The sequence below is a fragment of the Streptomyces sp. NPDC058469 genome (assembly GCF_042721125.1).
In the GTDB taxonomy this organism is placed as follows: Bacteria; Actinomycetota; Actinomycetes; order Streptomycetales; family Streptomycetaceae; genus Streptomyces.
This window is the reverse complement of record NZ_JBHXME010000206.1, coordinates 1-17317: the sequence shown is the minus strand read 5'-3', so window position 1 is coordinate 17317 and position 17317 is coordinate 1. Positions and strand designations below refer to the sequence as shown.

Genomic DNA, 17317 nt, shown 5'->3' with positions numbered 1-17317 from the left:
GCGGCGGCTTTCCGAAGGATCTCGTTGTCCTCCCTCAGCCGCGCGTTCTCCCGCCGCAGGCGTTTGAGCTCGTCCTGGTCGGCGGGGGTCATGCCGGCATCACTTCCGCCGTCCGCTGCTTCGAGCTCGTAACACGATCATGATCGGTGCTTCCTCAGTCGCCTCCAGCAGATGAGGCCACAGGCCAACGAAATGAAGGCGTCGTGGAGTTCGGTCCGACGTTCCCATCGGACGGCGAGGCGTTTGAACTGGTGGAGCAGGGCGAAAGTCTGCTCCACGACGTAACGGAGCTTGCCCAGGCCCTTGATGTTCGGTGCACCCTTGCGTGAAATCACCGGCAGGATTCGCCGCTTGCGCAGCTCTTCGCGGTTGGGGTTGGAGTCGTAGCCCTTGTCACCGAGCAGCGAGTCGGGGCGGCGGCGCGGGCGCCCGGGCCGTCCGGCCACGGGAGGGATGCCGTCGACCAGGGCAAGGGTCTGGGTGACGTCGTTGACGTTGGCAGCGGTGGTGATGACCTTGAACGGGGTACCGCGTCCGTCGCAGATCAAATGGTGCTTGCTGCCCGTCTTGCGCCGGTCGACCGGCGACGGACCGGTGTCGGATCCCCTTTTTTCGCGCGGATGTGGGAGCCGTCCACACACGCCCTGGATCAGTCGAGTTCGCCGGCCGCGTTCAGCTCGGCGAGCAGAATGCGGTGCAGTTGGTCGAAGACATCGGCCTGCTGCCAGCGATCGAGGCGTCGCCAGCAGGTCTGTCCGGAGCCGAAGCCCAGCTCCGGTGGCAGAAGTTGCCAGGCTATGTCGTTGTAGAGGACGTACAGGATGCCCTGAAGGCACAGCCGGTCCGGTACCGGTTGCGGGCCCGGTGACTTCTCCGGCCAGGGCGGCAGCAGCGGCCCGATCAGCGCCCACAAGTCGTCGTCCACGATCCACGGCCGATTGCTCACACCCTCCTGAACGGCCGAGTCGTCACACCGGTCACGCGCAACCAACTGCGACAGGCCAGCTCGGTTGGCGACGCTCGCCGACTCAAGTGCCCCCCCATTCACGGCAGCAGCTCGCGCGCTACGACGGCCGGGGCGCTTCATCGGTGGCCGAGGTACTTTCCAGCGGAAGGCGGTCGCGGTAGTACTCCGATTCCAACCACTGCTCCATCACGAGGACCGGGCGCGAAAGCCACACGTCCCCGACCTTCTGTGAACGCAGAAGAAGCCCCAGATCGGTCAGCGAAAGGGAGCCGTCGGGGGTGTACAACAGGCAGCTCCCGACCTCGGCGGCGTAGTCAAGCAGGAACTGCTGCACCTGCTCGGGATCGCGGCCCGCCAGCGCAAAACCCTCAAGCAAGACCTGCGGACCCGTGACCGCATCCAGTGCAACGCACGCCAACCGGCCAGCGTCGTAGAACACCTTCACCCCATCGGCGAAGTCTTCCTGCCCATATGGTGCGCCTACCTGCTTGTGCGGCCCAGGGACCTGGAGCGCGTCGGCGACCTCGGCCGGGCTCATCCCGAACCGCAGAGGCCCCAAGCCGACTTCGGGCAGCAACTCCCAGCGCACCCGTTCCTCGCCCGCCGCACTCACCTGCACTGCCCCCTCACCTGGCCGCTACAGGACCGTGTCCGCGTTTTCTGGCAAGCACCACGTGCGAGGCCAGCGCCCAAAGTGCCACCTGAGCTGCTTCAGTGCCAACTGAAGCGTTCAGCCACACCACAAGATCGTGTTACGAGCTCTTCGCGACGGGCCTTGTCGTCGCGGACCCAATTGCGCAGCGTCTCGAGATGGATGCCCAGACTCCGGGCAATGTCCGTGAGGGAACGGTCCTTCGAGGAGTGCACGAGATCCAGTGCGTCCCGCTTGAACTCCGGGGGGTAATTCTTCCGCTTTGCCACCATGGATCACTTCCCCTGGATGACGAAACATCCAGCGTCCAGGTGTCGGAATTTCGGGGGTCACTCCAATACGGGATGCCACCTTGTGGACCAGCCGCGCGCGCAGGTCGACATCGCCGTCATGATCCAAAGCGTCGCTGGCGATCTCCAGGTACGAGAAATGGCCGCCGGTGACGCTGGTGGCATAGGTGGCGAGGCGATATGGCATCCCGGCGTGAGGTCCGAAAACAGGGTTTCGTTGACGTCGGTTACTCGCCGCAGGGCAGCTGGCACCGCTGCCCTGGGGACCAGTTGGGGACCACACGGTGCTCGCGCTCCTGAGCGGCACCCACACGGACGCACGTCCTGCACCCTAGTTCTGCCTGATATATGAAGATATTTCCTGTGGTTCTTACCCCTGGGGGTCAAGGGGTCGCAGGTTCAAATCCTGTCGTCCCGACTTGAGAGAGTCGTAGGTCAGGGCCGGTTTTCGGAGATATCCGAAACCGGCCCTTGGTCGTTCTGGGCATCGAGCCGGACGGCGTCCTGTCGCGTGCCTACAGCTCCTCGCCCGGCGACGGTGCGTAGTTCATCGGGCCTGCCATTCGGGCTCGCGCTTCTCGGCGAAGGCGCGCGGGCCCTCGACCGCGTCGTCGCTGTGCATCCGGCGCTCCTCCCACGGGTACCGGGTGGCGAACGCCGACTCCAGAGGCAGGGCGGCCGACTTGGTGGCCGCCTCCTTGACGGCGCGGACTGCCAGCGGCGCGCAGCGCACGATGTCCGTCACCCAGGTCTCGGTGACATCATCGAGGTCGCCGGACGCCGCGACCTCGTTGACCAGGCCGAGTTCGTAGGCACGCTGCGCGGTCATCGGCCGCCCCGTCAGCAGATGCCCCATCGCCGTCTTCCACGGCAGCTGCCGGCTCAGCCGGAACACGCCGCCGGCCCCCGCGACGAGCCCGAGCCTGGCCTCCGGCAGGGCGAAGGTCGCGTCGTGGGAAGCGACGACGATGTCACAGGCCAGGACGAGTTCGAACCCACCGCCCAGGGCGTATCCGCGCACCTTGGCGACGACCGGTTTGGCCAGATCGAACCGCTCGGTGAGCCGCGGCCAACCAGGCTTTCCCCGACTGCCGAAGGTGGAGGGAGCGGCCTGACCCTCCTGTTCCCGGCGCGCCAGCTCCTTCAGATCCTGTCCGACGGACAACGCACGGGAACCGGCGCCGGACAGAACGCCGACCCACATGTCGTCGTCGGCTTCGAAGTCGTCCCAGATCTCCGCGAGTTCCTCGTGCATCCGCAGATCCATCGCGTTGAGGACCTCGGGCCTGTCGAGCGTTATCCGGGCAACGTGGGCGCTCTTCTCGTAGCGCACTCTTGGACGCTGAGGCATGCCGGGGACTTTAGCCCGCCCGGGGCGCGGCCATCCGTGAACGGCGTGTCAGTTCCGCTACGAGGGGGTCGGGTCGGCTTGGGACGGACTCGGGCTGGCGGACGGGCTCGGACTGTCCGTGGACTGGCTCGGGCTGGCCGACGGACTGTCCTGAGGAGGGGCCTGCTCCTTGTCGTTGTGGCCGCACGCGGCCAGCGCGGTCACGAGGCTCGCCGTCCCCAGCCCTGTCACGAAGGTGCGGCGGCTCATCGCTCCCGGAATGCCGGACGTCCTGGCCATGCGTCACTTCCTGTCGCCTCGTCTCGGACCGGCCGGCGAGGCGCCGCCGGCCGGAGCGTGGGAACACGCTCCGCTCACCGTATGGATCAGGGGCGCCGGTTGTTCGACATTACGGCGAAAGACACCTCGCGGACGACGCGATCGAGACAGCCCACGGCCCGCGCCATCGCTACGACGGCGACGACGGCGTGTCAAGCGGCTCACGAGCCGTCCGGCCGAACGCGTAAGTGATCACCGGCCGTTCAACCGGCGCGGGGCCGCAGTTGAACGACTGCCCTGGTGAACGCACCATTGATCGCCCGGGTGACGTCGGGTCATAGTGCTGCGGCAAGGACCCTTTTCCTTCGCCGGAGGTACTCCCGTGGCAGTGCGAGACATCGCGTACACCGAGCGGCGCTTCCATGCTTGAGCTGACCCGCGAGGACGTGGCCGGGCTGCTCGGCAAGGTCGATCTCGTCGACGTCGTACGCGAAGTGTTCCTGGCGCACGCGTCCGACCGGACCGTGCTGCCGGAGGAGAGCTGTCTGCGGTGGACCAACGACCAAGGTGAGTCCTGCCGCAGTCTCAACATGCCCGGTCTCGTGGAGATCGACAGTCGGCGCATCGCCGGAACGAAGATCATCAACGCGAGTCTGGGCAATCCGGACCGCGGCCTGCCCCGCGCCGGCGGAATCGTCCTGCTCTTCGACATCACCACCGCCCGGCTGGTGTGTTCCATGGACGCGGCGCACATCTCCGCCGGCCGAACGGCGGCGGTGAGTGTGCTCGCTGCGGAGCTGCTGTGGGCCCGACCCGCCCGTTCCATCGGGTTGGTGGGTGCCGGGGCCTTGGCCGAGGCACATCTCGACCTGGCCTTGCGGAGATGGCCGTCGGTACGGGAGGTCCACCTCCACGACCAGGTGCCCGAGCGTGCGGTACGCCTCACCGAACGTCTGGGAGACACGTTCCGCACGGTCGCCTTCCACGTCGCCTCCAGCGCCGAGCAGGCGGTGCGCGAAGCGGATCTGGTCATCCCCGTGACCACCACGACGACCGGCTACATCCCGGCCGACTGGATCGCCCCCGGTACCGTCACGGTCAACGTGTCGCTGGACGACCTGCTCCCCGACGCGTTCACCGCCGCCGACATGGTGATCGTGGACGACTGGAGCCTGGTCGCCGCCGACACCACGCGGCTGCTCGGCAGGATGCACCGCTCCGGTGACGTACTGCCGCCACCGCGCCACCGGACATCCGGTGACGCCGGACACCCGGCGCCCGCCGTCGAGGTCGCAGCCGAACTGTGCGACCTCATCAGCGGCGCCGCGACGGGCCGGAGGTCCGCCGAGGACCGCATCGTGGTGAACCCGTTCGGCATGTCACTGCACGACGTGGCGGTGGCCGGAAAGCTCTACCACGAGCACTGCGAGCACCACGACACAACGATCATCACGTCCACCTGATCATCACGTCCACCTGATCACCACGCGCACCTGATCACCACGACCGCGTGATCACCACGATCACATGAGTTGACCAGCTCCTGCTTTGACCGGCGATCGTTTCCAGAAAACGTGTCATCGCCCGGTGAGGAGTGCGAATCAGCGTTCGCTGCGGCAGCGCAGAGCACACATCAATCAGATTCATTGTGCGGATGTCGATGTCGAAGGATCGCGACCGACGGTGTTTCCTGACGGGCACCGTATCGGTCAGCACCTTCTCAACGGGCCGGAGAGATGCTCTCGACGGCGTATCCGGAAACCAATTCGTCGTATGCAAGGTACGGAGAGGAAATCAGCATGGACAGGCTGGAACTCGACGAGACTGAAATCGGCGCGATGACAGAACTCGTCGACGAGTTCGAGGACGAATTCGCGACCCTCGACTCCGAGGAGACGCTGCACCGCGCCACCGTGCTTGCCCACCAACTTCCCAACAGGGTCAGGCTCCACCTGAACGCTTTCCGGCTGGAGCAGCTGTCGGGCGTGCTGTGCATATCCGGCTACCCGGTCGACCAGGACCGGCTCGGCCCCACGCCGGCGCACTGGCGCGGCCAGTCGGGGCCTTCCCCCGCACACCGCGAGGAACTGCTCCTCATGCTCTGCAGCTCGCTCCTGGGCGACCCGTTCTGCTGGGCGACCCAGCAGGACGGCAGGATGATCCACGACATCATCCCCATCCAGGGCCATGAGCACGAGCAACTGGGTTCCAGCAGCGAGGCGCTGCTGACCTGGCACACAGAGGACGCCTTCCACCCGCTCAGGGGCGACTTCCTGTCGTTCGCCTGCCTCCGCAACCCCTACGGTGCCGCGACGACCGTCGGATACGCGGACGCGCTCCAACTGCCACAGGACGTACGGGAGACGTTGTCCGAGGAGCGGTTCGTCATCTGCCCCGACGAGTCGCACCTCGGGAAGAACAACTCCGTGCAGGACCCCGAACGCCTCGAATCCTTCGAGGAGATCGAGGAGATGCAGCGCAACCCCGATCTGGTGGCCGTCCTCTTCGGCAACCCCCAGCAGCCCTACCTCCGGGCCGACCCGTATTTCATGAGCGTCGCGGACGGGGACGACCAGGCGCGCTTCGCACTCGACACGCTGGTCAAGGCGATGGACGAGGCGATGTTCGATCTCACGCTCGCCAGCGGTGACTTCTGCTTCCTGGACAACTTCCGGGTCGTCCACGGCCGCAAGCCCTTCAAGGCCCGCCACGACGGAACGGACCGGTGGCTCAAGCGTGTCAACGTCACCGGCGATCTGCGCAAGTCCCGTGCCGCGCGGGACGCCAGGGCGGTGCGCGCCAGCCGCTGACCTGTCCGGCACCGCGACATTCCGACACGGAGAACGAGGGCACACCATGAGACTTCGGTCCGCACCGCTCGAGGACTGGCTGCGCGACTACTACTTCACCGCCGAGATCGACATCAGCTCCAGCGGGTTCCACTCGTACTCCATGGCGGAGCTGCGCGCGAAGACCGGCCTGCGCCACGCGGACGTCGACCGGCTGGTCTTCGACGACGGTTACTCCCTCGGCGCACCCGAAGTGCGGGCCGCCGTCGCCCGTCACCGCGGGGGCGTCGACCCGGACAAGGTGATGACGACGAGCGGCTCGGGCGAGGCCCTGTCCCTCGTCCTCAGCGCGCTGCTGCGCCCCGGCGACGAGGTCGTCGTCGTCCAGCCCGGCTACCACCTGCTCGTCGAGTACGCCATCGCACTCGGCTGCACGATCAAGACCTGGCGGCTGGACCCCGACCAGGACTGGCAGCCCTCGCTGGACGAGCTCGCCGAGCTGGTGGGCGAGCGCACCCGGGCGATCATCGTGAACTTTCCGCAGAACCCGACCGGCGCCACCCTCACCGAGGCTCAGCTGGACCGTCTCGTCGGCCTCGCGGAGGGCATCGGCGCGTACGTCCTCTGGGACGGCGCGTTCACCGACCTCACCTACGACGCCCCGCCGCTGCCGGAGATCACCACCCGGTACGAGCGCGCGGTCAGCTTTGGCACCTTCTCCAAGGCGTTCGGGCTGCCCGGCCTGCGGTTCGGCTGGTGTGTGGCGCCCCCGGAGCTCCTCGCCGACTGCGTCCGCATCCGTGACTACACCACGCTGCACGTGTCGCCGCTCGTCGAACTCCTGGCCCTGGGTGTCCTGGAGAACGCCGAGGCGTTCATCCAGCCGCGCCTCGACCAGGCCAGGATCAACCGCGCGACCCTGACGAACTGGGCCGCGGCCCACCCCGAACTCGTCACGCTCGCGGTGCCGGCGGGCGGAGTCACGGCCTTCCCGCGGCTGACGGGCCCGGCCGATGTGGACGAGTTCTGCGACGAGCTCTTCCAGAAGCGCGGCGTCCTTGTCATTCCCGGGTCCTGCTTCGGCCGCCCCCGGCACATCCGGGTCGGCTTCGGCGGCACAGCCGACCTGCTCCAGGAAGGCCTGGAGCGCCTGACGCTCGCACTGACCGACGCCCGCGGCTGAACCGCTGACGCCCGGTCGGTCCGCCGGGTCCCCCTGTCCGGGGACGGCGCCGTCCCTCGCACGGGGGACGGTGCCGTGGCTGGCTGGAAGGACGATTCCGAGCGGCGCCGACTGCCATAATGACCAGCGTGCACCGTGTGACGGCTTGGCGTGACACCTGGATCGCAACACGACGGCGGGTGACGGAACTACCGCATGTGAGTGCGCTGTCCGGGACCTTTCTCGTGCTGCTCGCCGTCCTGGAATCGCTGGCGGAGTTCGTCGGCGCCCACGGGTCGATTCCCCGGCTGTTCGCCGACGCCACCGCGAAAGCCGGCCCGCACGGCAGCGCGGCAGGCCTGCAGTTCGCCATGGTGGTCGGCCTGTTGTGCCTGTCCACCGCACTGCCCTTGGTGTTCCTGCGTCCTCTGGTGGCCGGGATCACCGTCACCGCGGCGAGCGTCGGCTCGCTCCTGATCTTCGACACACTGACCCTGGCGGGCATCGCCGCCCAGCTCGTCGCCCAGTACCGGCTCGGCCGCAGCGGCTCGGTCCTGTCCGCCGCGCTCCTCGGCACACCCTTCCTCGTCCTGGCCCTGACGGGGCCCGACGACACCGACTACCGCGTACGGGTCGTGGTCGTCGCGGCACTGGCCCCACTGGCCGCCTTCGTCGGGCTCGTCGTCCGCTCCAACGAACAGGACCGGCAGCACAGCGCCATCCGCGAGGTCATGGACGGCACCCAGTGGGAGAACGCCGCACGCGGAGAACGCGTCCGTATCGTCCGTGAACTGCACGACGTCGTCGGCCACCACATCTCCATGATCGCCGTACAGGCCGAGACGGCCCGGATGGCCACCCCCGGCATGCCCGCCGAGGGAGCCGAACGGCTGCTCGGTATAGGGGACACCGCCCGCGCGGCCCTGAACGAAATGCGTCGGCTGCTCGGCGTGCTCCGCGAGGACACCGACTCCGTCGTCGGAGGCGACCGCCGGCCGCAGCCCGACCTGCGACAGCTCCACGAACTGCTCGAAGAGGCACGCAAGGCGTCCGCGACGTCCATCCGCCTCATCCTCAGCGGATCGCCGAGCGAACTGGACCCCGGCATCGAACTGGCCGCCTACCGCATCGTCCAGGAATCCCTCACCAACGCCCGCAAACACGCCACCGGCGCCGCTGTCGACGTGGAACTCACCTACACCGACGAAGCCCTGCACGTGCGCGTCCGCGACAACGGCCCGGGACCGCTGCCCGACCGGACCACCGGCGGACACGGCCTGCTCGGCATGCGGGAACGCGCGTCCGCGGTCGGCGGCGACGTACACACCGGTTCGGCGTTCGGCGGCGGCGGTTTCGTCGTCGAGGCGCGCTTCCCCGCCAAGACGGAAGGGACCCCATGAACACCCCGTCCTCGCTGATCAGGGTCGTTGTCGCCGACGACCACGTCGTGGTCCGCACCGGCTTCGCCGCGCTGCTCGACAGCCAGCCGGACTTCACCGTCGTGCGGACCGCCTCCTCCGGAGCGGAAGCGGTACGGGTCTGCCGCGAGGTCTCGCCGGACGTTGTCCTCATGGACATCCGCATGCCCGAGATGGACGGCATCGAGGCCACCAGACAACTCGTCGGCTCCTCGCCCGACGGCGTCGACGCACCACGCATCCTCATCCTCACGACGTTCGACCTCGACGAGTACGTGTACGACGCGCTGCGCGCCGGAGCCAGTGGCTTCCTCCTCAAAGAGGTCACCGCGGAACGGCTCTTCGAGGCCGTACGCGTCGTCGCCGCCGGGGACGCCCTGCTCGCACCCGGCATCACCCGCCGGCTCATCAGCGAGTTCGCCCTGATGCCCGCCAGACCGGACGCCTCGCCGCCGCCCGGCATGAAGGCGCTCACCGCACGCGAGCGAGAGGTCCTGCTGCTTGTCGCCGAGGGCCTCTCCAATCCGGAGATCGGCGCCAGGCTGGTCGTCGGCGAGGAGACGGTGAAGACACACGTCAGCCGCATCCTCGGGAAGCTCGCACTGCGCGACCGTACGCAGGCCGTGATCGCCGCGTATGAGACGGGACTTGTCGTTCCCGGCTCCCGCAAGTCGGAATAGCACTCCGCCGGCACCGCTCGTCCGAGGGCTCATCCACGGACCATCCCCGCCTCGGCGGCGCGTCCGAGTGTTCAACTGCGGCACGGCGTCAGTTGAATACCACCGTCGGCGCCTGAACCTATTGCTACTTCGGAGCGCACTCGGGGATGCTTGCAGCCGAGCGAAGCTGTGCCGAAATAATGCGAGAGAATTCCGTGAGGAGATACCCGCTGTGAAAGTGACGGTGCAGGCTCCGGCCGACGAACCGCCGCCCGAGGGAAATCCTCCGGGCCGAGAAGGCCATCAGCGAATTCGCCCAGGAATCGTTCCGAGGATTATTCCCTATGCGAAGCCGTATCGGCTGCGTCTCCTTTTTCTGATAGGCGCGTCCGCGCTGGGTGCACTCGTCACCGCGGCCAGCCCCCTGCTGTTCGGCATCATCATCGACAAGGGCATCACCCCGCGGAAGACGGATGTCGTGATCGCGGTGGCCGGCGCCCTGCTCGCGCTGGCCCTGTTCGAATCCCTCACGACGTACTGGCAGGCCAAACTCTCCGCGCAGATCGGTGAGGGCCTCATCTACGACCTGCGTACCGCCGTGTTCGGACACGTCCAGGCGCAGCCCCTCGCGTTCTTCACCCGGTCCCAGACCGGATCCCTCGTCAGCAGGCTGAACACGGACGTCATCGGGGCACAGCAGGCGATCACCGTGCTGATGGCCGAGACCGTCAACACCGTGCTGACGCTCGTCCTCGTCCTCGCTGCGATGTTCTACCTCTCGTGGCAGCTCAGCCTCATCGCGCTGGTGATGGTCCCCTTCTTCCTCTTCCCCGGAAAGATCATCGGTCGTCGCATGCAGCGCCTCGCCAGGGGCACCATGCAGCTCAACGCGGAGATGGGCTCGCTGATGAGCGAGCGCTTCAACGTCGCCGGGGCGATGCTCAACAAGCTGTACGGTCGCCCCGCCCATGAGTCCGCCGTGTTCGCGGGGCGGGCCCGCGAAGTCCGCGACATCGGTGTGAAGACCAACGTGACGGCACAACTCCTCGGCATCGTCATGGGCCTTACCGCCTCGGTGACCCTCGCGCTGCTCTTCGGAATCGGCGGCCTCCTCGTCGTCGACGGCGCCTTCGCCCTCGGCACCCTCGTCTCCCTGGTCACGCTCGTGGGCCGCCTCTACACCCCCATCCAGCAGCTGTCGAGTGTGCAGGCCAACGCGATGACCGCGCTGGTCAGCTTCGACCGGGTCTTCGAGATCCTCGACCTCGAACCCCTGGTCAAGGAACGGCCGGGAGCGAGGACGTTGCCCGCCGCCGGCGGGACCTCCACGGGCACGGCCGCACCGGAGATCGAGTTCGACAAGGTCTCCTTCCGCTACCCCGCCGCCGGCGAAGTCTCCCTGGCCTCACTGGAGTCGATCTCCCTGCCCCACCAGGAACGCGGCGACGACGCCCTGGTCCTCAACGAGGTCAGCTTCCGGGCACCCGCCGGAAAGCTCACGGCACTCGTCGGCCGCTCGGGCGCCGGCAAGACCACCATCACCAACCTGATGCCGCGCTTCTACGATCCCGTCTCCGGTTCCGTACGCATCGCAGGCCACGACCTCCGTGATGTCACCCTGGCCTCCCTGCAGGACACGGTCGGCGTGGTCACCCAGGACGCCCACCTGTTCCACGAGACCATCCGGGCCAACCTGCTGTACGCCCGCCCGGACGCCACCGAACGCGACCTCGTCGAGGCCTGCGAGGCGGCCAGGATCTGGGGCACCGTCGCCACCCTGCCGAACGGCCTCGACACCGTCGTCGGCGACCGTGGGTTCCGGCTCTCGGGCGGCGAGAAGCAGCGCATCGCCCTGGCCCGGCTGCTGCTCAAGGCCCCGCCCGTGGTGGTGCTGGACGAAGCCACCGCCCACCTCGACTCGGAGTCCGAGGCCGCCATCCAACGGGCCCTCAAGACCGCACTGTCGGGTCGCACCTCCGTGGTGATCGCCCACCGGCTGTCCACCATTCGCGAGGCCGACCAGATCCTCGTCATCGACGAGGGCCGGATCCGCGAGCGCGGCACCCACGAGTCGCTGCTGGCCGACGGTGACCTCTATGCCGACCTCTACGACACACAGTTCGCCCGGCAGAAGACGGCCGTCGACGAAACCGTGCTCGACGTCGCGGGTCCCCAGCGCTGACAGCCCGCGCGCCCACGCACACCCCAGAACTCTTTCGTGCAGTTCTCTTTCCTGCAGTTCCTTTCTCGGTCAACGTCGTGATGAGGAGATCGCCTTGCGCACCGTGAGCTTCGACTTCGAAACCCCTGAGGCACGATTCAAGGTACTGATCAACCATGAGGAGCAGTACTCCCTGTGGCCCGCCGACCTCGATGTCCCGGGCGGCTGGGACGAGACAGGTGTGACCGCCTCCAAGGAGGACTGCGACAAGTACATCGAGGAGACCTGGACCGATATGCGGCCCAAGAGCTTGCGTATCGCGCTCGACGGCGAATAGCGGGACACGGAATGCCGCACGTATTCACCAACGGCATCCGGCTCTCCTACGAACGGTCGGGCCGAGGCGAACGAGTCCTCATGATCATGGGCTCCTCGGCCGCGGGCCGGGTCTGGAGCCTGCACCAGACCCCGGCACTGAACGAGGCCGGCTATCAGGCCATCACGTTCGACAATCGCGGAATCGCCCCCTCGGACATTCCACCGGGTAAATACACGCTCGCCGACATGGTCGCCGACACCAAGGGCCTCATCGAGGCCCTCGATGCCGCGCCCTGCCGGATCGTCGGGGTCTCCCTGGGGGCGATGATCGCGCAGGAACTCGCCATCAGCCACCCGCACCTGGTCCGATGCGCCGTCCTCATCGCCACCAAGTCACGCTCGGACGCTCTCCGAACCGCTCTTGGCACGGCCGAACGCGCCCTGACGCTGAGCGGAGTGAAACTGCCGGCCGACTACCAATCCGCGATGTCGGTACTTCAGATGCTCTCGCCCGCCACGCTGAAGGACGACAACGCCGTCTCCCTGTGGCTGGAGACGTTCCGGCTGGCCGGCGCGGAGAATTCGGTCGGTCAGACCTGGATCGACACGGACGAGGATCGGCGCAAGGCACTCCAGGACATATCCGCGCCGTGCCGCGTTATCGGCTTCAGCGACGATTTCGTCACCCCGCCCCATCTGGCCGCCGAAGTCGCCGAGGCGATTCCGGAGTGCGACTACGTGGAGATTCCCGACTGCGGGCACTTCGGCTACCTCGAACGTCCCGCCGAGGTCAACGCGGCCATCATCGAATTCCTCGACAACCACTGAGAAGTTCGCTGAGAACAGCGGCAATTGAGAGGGCCGAAGAGATGAGCTGACGGAATGAGCTGAGAAAAAACATCGGGACGAGCAGGAGAAGTACGCCGGTATCGCGGTGTGGCAGCTCGAAGGGCTTCGTGGGGGCGTCATGGACAGTGAACTGAACTACTGGCGCAGCCAGTTGGCCGATCAGCCGGTACCGGACCTGCCCATGGACCGGCCACGCACACCGGCACGGTCCCCCGAAACGGCGGTGATCGAGTTCCAGGTGCCGGCGGACACGACGGAGCGGTTGCGCGCTCTGCCCGGCGACCTGGGCACGACTCTGCTCGCGGCGCTGAGCACCCTGCTGGGACGGTATTCCGCCACGGACGACGTGTCGCTGGTGGCCGGCACGACGGTGACGCGTACGGATCTGTCGGGCGACCCCACGTTCCGTGAGGTGCTGGGACGGATGGGACAGCGCACGCCGGACCAGTCGCGCACCACTCTCTTCCCCGTCTGCTTCGGCTACACCGATTCACAGGGAAGCGGGCAACAGCTCTCGCCCGAGGACCAGGCGGAGTTCGATCTGGGGGTGCGCCTCGGCGACAGGGAGAACGGGGGACTGGGCGGCGAAATCCAGTACAGCACCGCGCTGTTCGACGCGACGACGGCGCAGCGGATGGCGGGACACCTGGTCGCGCTCCTGACCTCCGCCGCCATGGACGCCGACCAGCGAGTGGGCGACCTTGTCATCCTGACCGCCGCTGAGCGCGATCAGTTGGTGGGGGAGTGGCAGGGCGCTGTGGTGTCTCTTCCCGAGGTGGGTGGAGTGCATGAGTTGATCGCCGCGCGGGCGCTGTCGATGCCGGATGCGGTGGCGGTGGTGTCGGGTGAAGTGTCTTTGACGTACGGCGGGTTGTTGGCTCGTGCGAACCGGCTGGCCCATCGTCTGCGGGGGCTTGGTGTCCGCGCGGAGTCGGTGGTGGGGCTCTGCCTCCCGCGCGGGGTCGACATGGTCGTGGCGATGCTGGCGGTGTGGCAGGCCGGTGGTGCGTATGTGCCGTTGGATCCCGAATACCCGGTCGAGCGGCTGGAGTTCATGCTCGCGGACAGCGGGGCGAGGGTGCTGGTCGGGCACCGGTCGGTGTCCGGGGCCGTGGAGGTGGCCGGGGGGCTGTCGGCGGAGTGGGCGGTGTGGCTGGACGATCCGGCGGTTGTCGAGGCGTTGGCGGGTCTGCCGCCCACGGCCCCCGAAGTCCCGGTTCATGGTGGCCAGTTGGCGTATGTGATTTATACGTCGGGTTCGACGGGGCGGCCGAAGGGTGTGCAGGTTGCTCATGGTGGTGTGGTGAATCTGGCGTTGGTGTTGCGGTCGGCGTTGGGTGTGGGTCCGGGTGTGCGGGTGCTGCAGTTCGCGTCGTTGAGTTTTGATGCGGCTGTCCTGGACGTGGTGGTGACGCTGGCTGCGGGTGGGGTGTTGGTGGTGGCCGGCAGCGCTGAGCGGGCTGTTCCGGGTGCGTTGATGGCTTTGGTGGGTGCTGAGGGTGTGGGGTCGGCGAGTGTGTCGCCGTCGTTGTTGGGGGTGTTGGAGCCGGGTGGGCTGTCGGGGGTGGGCAGTCTGTTTGTGGGTTCGGAGCGGGTGGGCGCTCAGGTGGTGGAGCGGTGGGCGTCGGGTCGGCGGATGTTCAACGGGTATGGGCCGACTGAGATCACGGTGATTGCGTGTGCCGGGTTGGTGGAGGCGGGTGTCAGTGGTGCGCCGTCGATCGGTGGGCCGTTGGCGAATACGCGGGTGTATGTGCTGGACGCACGTCTTAGCCCGGTGCCGGTGGGTGTGGTGGGTGAGTTGTTCATCGCTGGTCGGGGTGTGGCGCGGGGGTATGGGGGTCGTGGTGCGCTGACGGCGGAGCGGTTTGTGGCCGATCCGTTCACCGCGGACGGCACCCGCATGTACCGCTCCGGGGACCGGGTGCGGTGGCTGGCGGATGGGCGGTTGGACTTCGTCGGCCGGGCGGATGACCAGGTCAAGGTGCGTGGGTTCCGTATCGAGCCCGGTGAGGTCGAGGCCGTACTCGCCTCCCATCCGCAGGTCCGCACGGCGGTGGTGACGGTCTTCGGTGACTCGGAGGATCGCCGTCTGGCGGCTTATCTGGTTCCGGCTGATCACAGTGTGGGTGTTCCGTCGGTTGCTGGGCTGCGGGCGTTTGCGGGTGAGCGTCTGCCGGCCTTCATGGTGCCGTCGGTGTTTGTGGAGTTGGCGTCGTTGCCGTTGACGGTGAACGGGAAGCTGGACCGGGCCGCGTTGCCCGAACCGGAGGGTGTGCGCCTGGAGTTGGGAGCGTTTGCGGCGCCGTCGGGAGCCACCGAGGAACTGCTTGCCGGGGTGTGGGCTCAGCTCCTGGGCGTGGACCGGGTGGGCGTCACCGACAACTTCTTCGAGCTCGGCGGGCACTCCCTGCTGGCCACGCAGGTGATCTCCCGTATCCGGGACGTGTTCGGGGCCGACATACCCGTGGCGACGATGTTCGACCATCCGACCGTGCGGGACCTCGCCGGAGTCATCGAGGGGTTGGGCAGCCGCGGTGTAGTCGTGGCGCCGATGGCCGCGGGCGGCCGGGACGAGGCGTTGCCGTTGTCTTTCGCTCAGCAACGGCTGTGGTTCCTGGACCGCCTGGAGCCAGGATCCGCGGAGTACAACCTGCCGTTGCCCATCCGCTGGGACGGGGACCTGGAGGTCGACGTGCTGGTTGCGGCCCTTGGCGGGGTGGTGGCGCGGCACGAGGTCCTGCGGACCCGGCTGGTCGAGGGCCAGGACGGGGTCGCGTATCAGGTGATTGATCCGCCGGCGCCGTTCGCGCTGCCGGTGGTCGATGTGTCCGGCGACGCCGACCCGCTGAGCGTGGCCGAACGGCTGATCGCGCAGGACGCGTCGACGCCTTTCGATCTGGCCGTCGGTCCGTTGGTCCGGGCCGTGCTCATCCGGCTGGCCGCTGACGAGCACGTCCTGGCCCTGTCGGTGCATCACGCGGTCTTCGACGAGTGGTCGGATCACATCTTCCAGCGTGAACTGGCCGCCTTGTACGAGGCGTTCCGGGACGGCGGGCCGGACCCGTTGGCGCCGCTGCCGGTGCAGTACGCCGACTTCGCGGTGTGGCAGCGGGAGTGGCTTACCGGGGACGTACTGGACGCACAACTCGACTACTGGCGCGCACAGTTGGCGGGGGCTCCGACTCTGGAGCTGCCCACGGACCGGCCCCGGCCGGCGGTGCGGTCGTCTGCGGGAGCGGTGGCCGGCTTCGCGGTTTCGCCGGAGACGGCGGAGGCGTTGCGGGCGTTGTCGCGCGAGTGTGGCGTGTCGATGTTCATGACGCTGCTGGCGGCCTTCGACGTGCTGTTGGGGCGGTATGCGGGGTCGGAGGATGTGGTGGTGGGCACGCCGGTGGCGAACCGGAACCGTGCCGAGACGGAGGACCTGATCGGGTTCTTCGTCAACACCCTTGTGATGCGTGCCGACTTGTCGGGCGACCCCACGTTCCGTGATGTGTTGGGGCGGGTGCGGGAGTCGGCGCTGGGTGCGTACGCGCATCAGGATGTGCCGTTCGAGCAACTCGTGGAGGCGCTGGTCACCGACCGGGACCGGTCGCGCAGTCCGCTGTTCCAAGTGCTCTTCAGCTACGTGGCGGAGCGCGGCGCGTATGTGAACCCGGGCGCGCTGCCCGTCAAGTTCGACCTGGCGGTGAAGCTCGGGGACAGCGCCGATGGGCTGGCTGGGGAGATCGAGTACAGCACCGCGCTGTTCGATGCGGTGACGGTGGAGCGGTTGGCGGGGCATCTCGTCGCGGTGTTGGAGGCCGTTGCCGCGGATGCGGACCGGTGTGTTAGTGATCTGGCCGTGGTGGGGGCTGAGGAACGTGATCGGCTGGTGCGGCAGGGGAGTGGTGTGGTTGAGCCGCTGCCGGGTGTGGGTGGGGTGCACGAGCTGATTGCGGAGCGGGCGTTGGCCGGTCCGGATGCGGTGGCTGTGGTCGCCGGTGGTGAGGTGCTGACGTACGGCGGACTGATGGCCGACGCGAGTCGGCTGGCGCATCACCTGCGGGGTCTTGGGGTTGGTGCGGAGTCGGTGGTGGGGCTGTGTCTGCCGCGTGGCGTCGACATGGTCGTGGCGATGCTGGCGGTGTGGCAGGTGGGGGCGGCGTATCTGCCGTTGGATCCCGAATATCCGCTGGAGCGGCTGGAGTTCATGCTCGCCGACAGCGGAGCCAGGGTGCTGATCGGCGACCGGTCGGTGACCGAGGTGGCCGGGGGGCTGCCGGTGGATTCGGTGGTGTGGCTGGACGATCCGGCCGTAACCGAGGGCTTGCCGACTACGGCCCCCGAAGTCCCTGTACGTCCAGACCAGTTGGCGTATGTGATCTACACGTCGGGGTCGACGGGTCGTCCGAAGGGTGTGCAGGTCGCGCATCGCAGTGTGGTGGGCATGGTGACCGC

At 67.7% G+C, this 17317-nt stretch carries 13 protein-coding genes and 1 pseudogene; 9 read left to right on the top strand and 5 right to left on the bottom strand.

Features of this window, described 5'->3' with window-relative positions; translation table 11 throughout:
• Positions 1 to 137: 137 nt before the first annotated feature.
• The 5 genes and pseudogenes from ACFWP5_RS46790 to ACFWP5_RS46770 form a co-directional block, all read right to left on the bottom strand.
• Positions 138 to 946: pseudogene (locus ACFWP5_RS46790) on the bottom strand (IS5 family transposase).
• Between the two features lie 118 nt (positions 947 to 1064).
• Entirely contained in the window at positions 1065 to 1586 is a 522-nt protein-coding gene (locus ACFWP5_RS46785; RefSeq protein WP_384171616.1) for a hypothetical protein, read from the bottom strand.
• A 92-nt stretch (positions 1587 to 1678) separates the two neighbouring features.
• Entirely contained in the window at positions 1679 to 1891 is a 213-nt protein-coding gene (locus ACFWP5_RS46780; protein ID WP_384171613.1) for a transposase, read from the bottom strand.
• 565 nt (positions 1892 to 2456) lie between these two features.
• A complete protein-coding gene (dpgD, locus tag ACFWP5_RS46775) occupies positions 2457 to 3260 on the bottom strand; it encodes an enoyl-CoA-hydratase DpgD (protein ID WP_384171610.1) in 804 nt (267 codons plus the stop codon).
• Positions 3261 to 3317: 57 nt separating this feature from the next.
• The gene (locus tag ACFWP5_RS46770; protein WP_384171607.1) at positions 3318 to 3539 is read right to left on the bottom strand and encodes a hypothetical protein; all 222 of its coding nucleotides are present in this window, start codon (positions 3537 to 3539) and stop codon (positions 3318 to 3320) included.
• Between the two features lie 401 nt (positions 3540 to 3940).
• On the opposite strand from ACFWP5_RS46770, the gene ACFWP5_RS46765 reads away from it, so the two are divergent.
• From ACFWP5_RS46765 to ACFWP5_RS46725, 9 genes are all read left to right on the top strand, one after another.
• Positions 3941 to 4981, top strand: a complete 1041-nt coding sequence (locus ACFWP5_RS46765; RefSeq protein ID WP_384171604.1) for an ornithine cyclodeaminase family protein — start codon at positions 3941 to 3943, stop codon at positions 4979 to 4981.
• A 336-nt stretch (positions 4982 to 5317) separates the two neighbouring features.
• Positions 5318 to 6328 carry a guanitoxin biosynthesis L-enduracididine beta-hydroxylase GntD gene (gntD, locus tag ACFWP5_RS46760; protein ID WP_384171601.1) on the top strand — a complete coding sequence of 337 codons (1011 nt, stop codon included), beginning with the start codon at positions 5318 to 5320 and terminating at the stop codon, positions 6326 to 6328.
• Positions 6329 to 6374: 46 nt separating this feature from the next.
• Positions 6375 to 7490, top strand: coding sequence for a capreomycidine synthase (vioD, locus tag ACFWP5_RS46755; protein WP_384171598.1), 1116 nt, complete (start codon positions 6375 to 6377; stop codon positions 7488 to 7490).
• Positions 7491 to 7627: 137 nt separating this feature from the next.
• The gene (locus tag ACFWP5_RS46750) at positions 7628 to 8869 is read left to right on the top strand and encodes a sensor histidine kinase (RefSeq protein ID WP_384171596.1); all 1242 of its coding nucleotides are present in this window, start codon (positions 7628 to 7630) and stop codon (positions 8867 to 8869) included.
• Positions 8866 to 9567, top strand: a complete 702-nt coding sequence (locus ACFWP5_RS46745) for a response regulator (protein ID WP_384171593.1) — start codon at positions 8866 to 8868, stop codon at positions 9565 to 9567. The genes ACFWP5_RS46750 and ACFWP5_RS46745 overlap by 4 nt, the downstream gene beginning before the upstream one ends.
• Positions 9568 to 9778: 211 nt before the next feature.
• Positions 9779 to 11728, top strand: coding sequence for an ABC transporter ATP-binding protein (locus tag ACFWP5_RS46740; protein WP_384171590.1), 1950 nt, complete (start codon positions 9779 to 9781; stop codon positions 11726 to 11728).
• Positions 11729 to 11831: 103 nt separating this feature from the next.
• Positions 11832 to 12044 (top strand): MbtH family protein, encoded by a 213-nt coding sequence (locus ACFWP5_RS46735; protein WP_384171619.1) that lies wholly within the window; start codon positions 11832 to 11834, stop codon positions 12042 to 12044.
• A gap of 11 nt (positions 12045 to 12055) precedes the next feature.
• Complete coding sequence (locus ACFWP5_RS46730) at positions 12056 to 12853, top strand: alpha/beta fold hydrolase (protein ID WP_384171587.1); 798 nt, start codon at positions 12056 to 12058, stop codon at positions 12851 to 12853.
• 139 nt (positions 12854 to 12992) lie between these two features.
• Positions 12993 to 17317, top strand: a 4325-nt coding sequence (locus ACFWP5_RS46725; RefSeq protein ID WP_384171584.1) for an amino acid adenylation domain-containing protein, incomplete at its 3' end; no start/stop codon positions are given.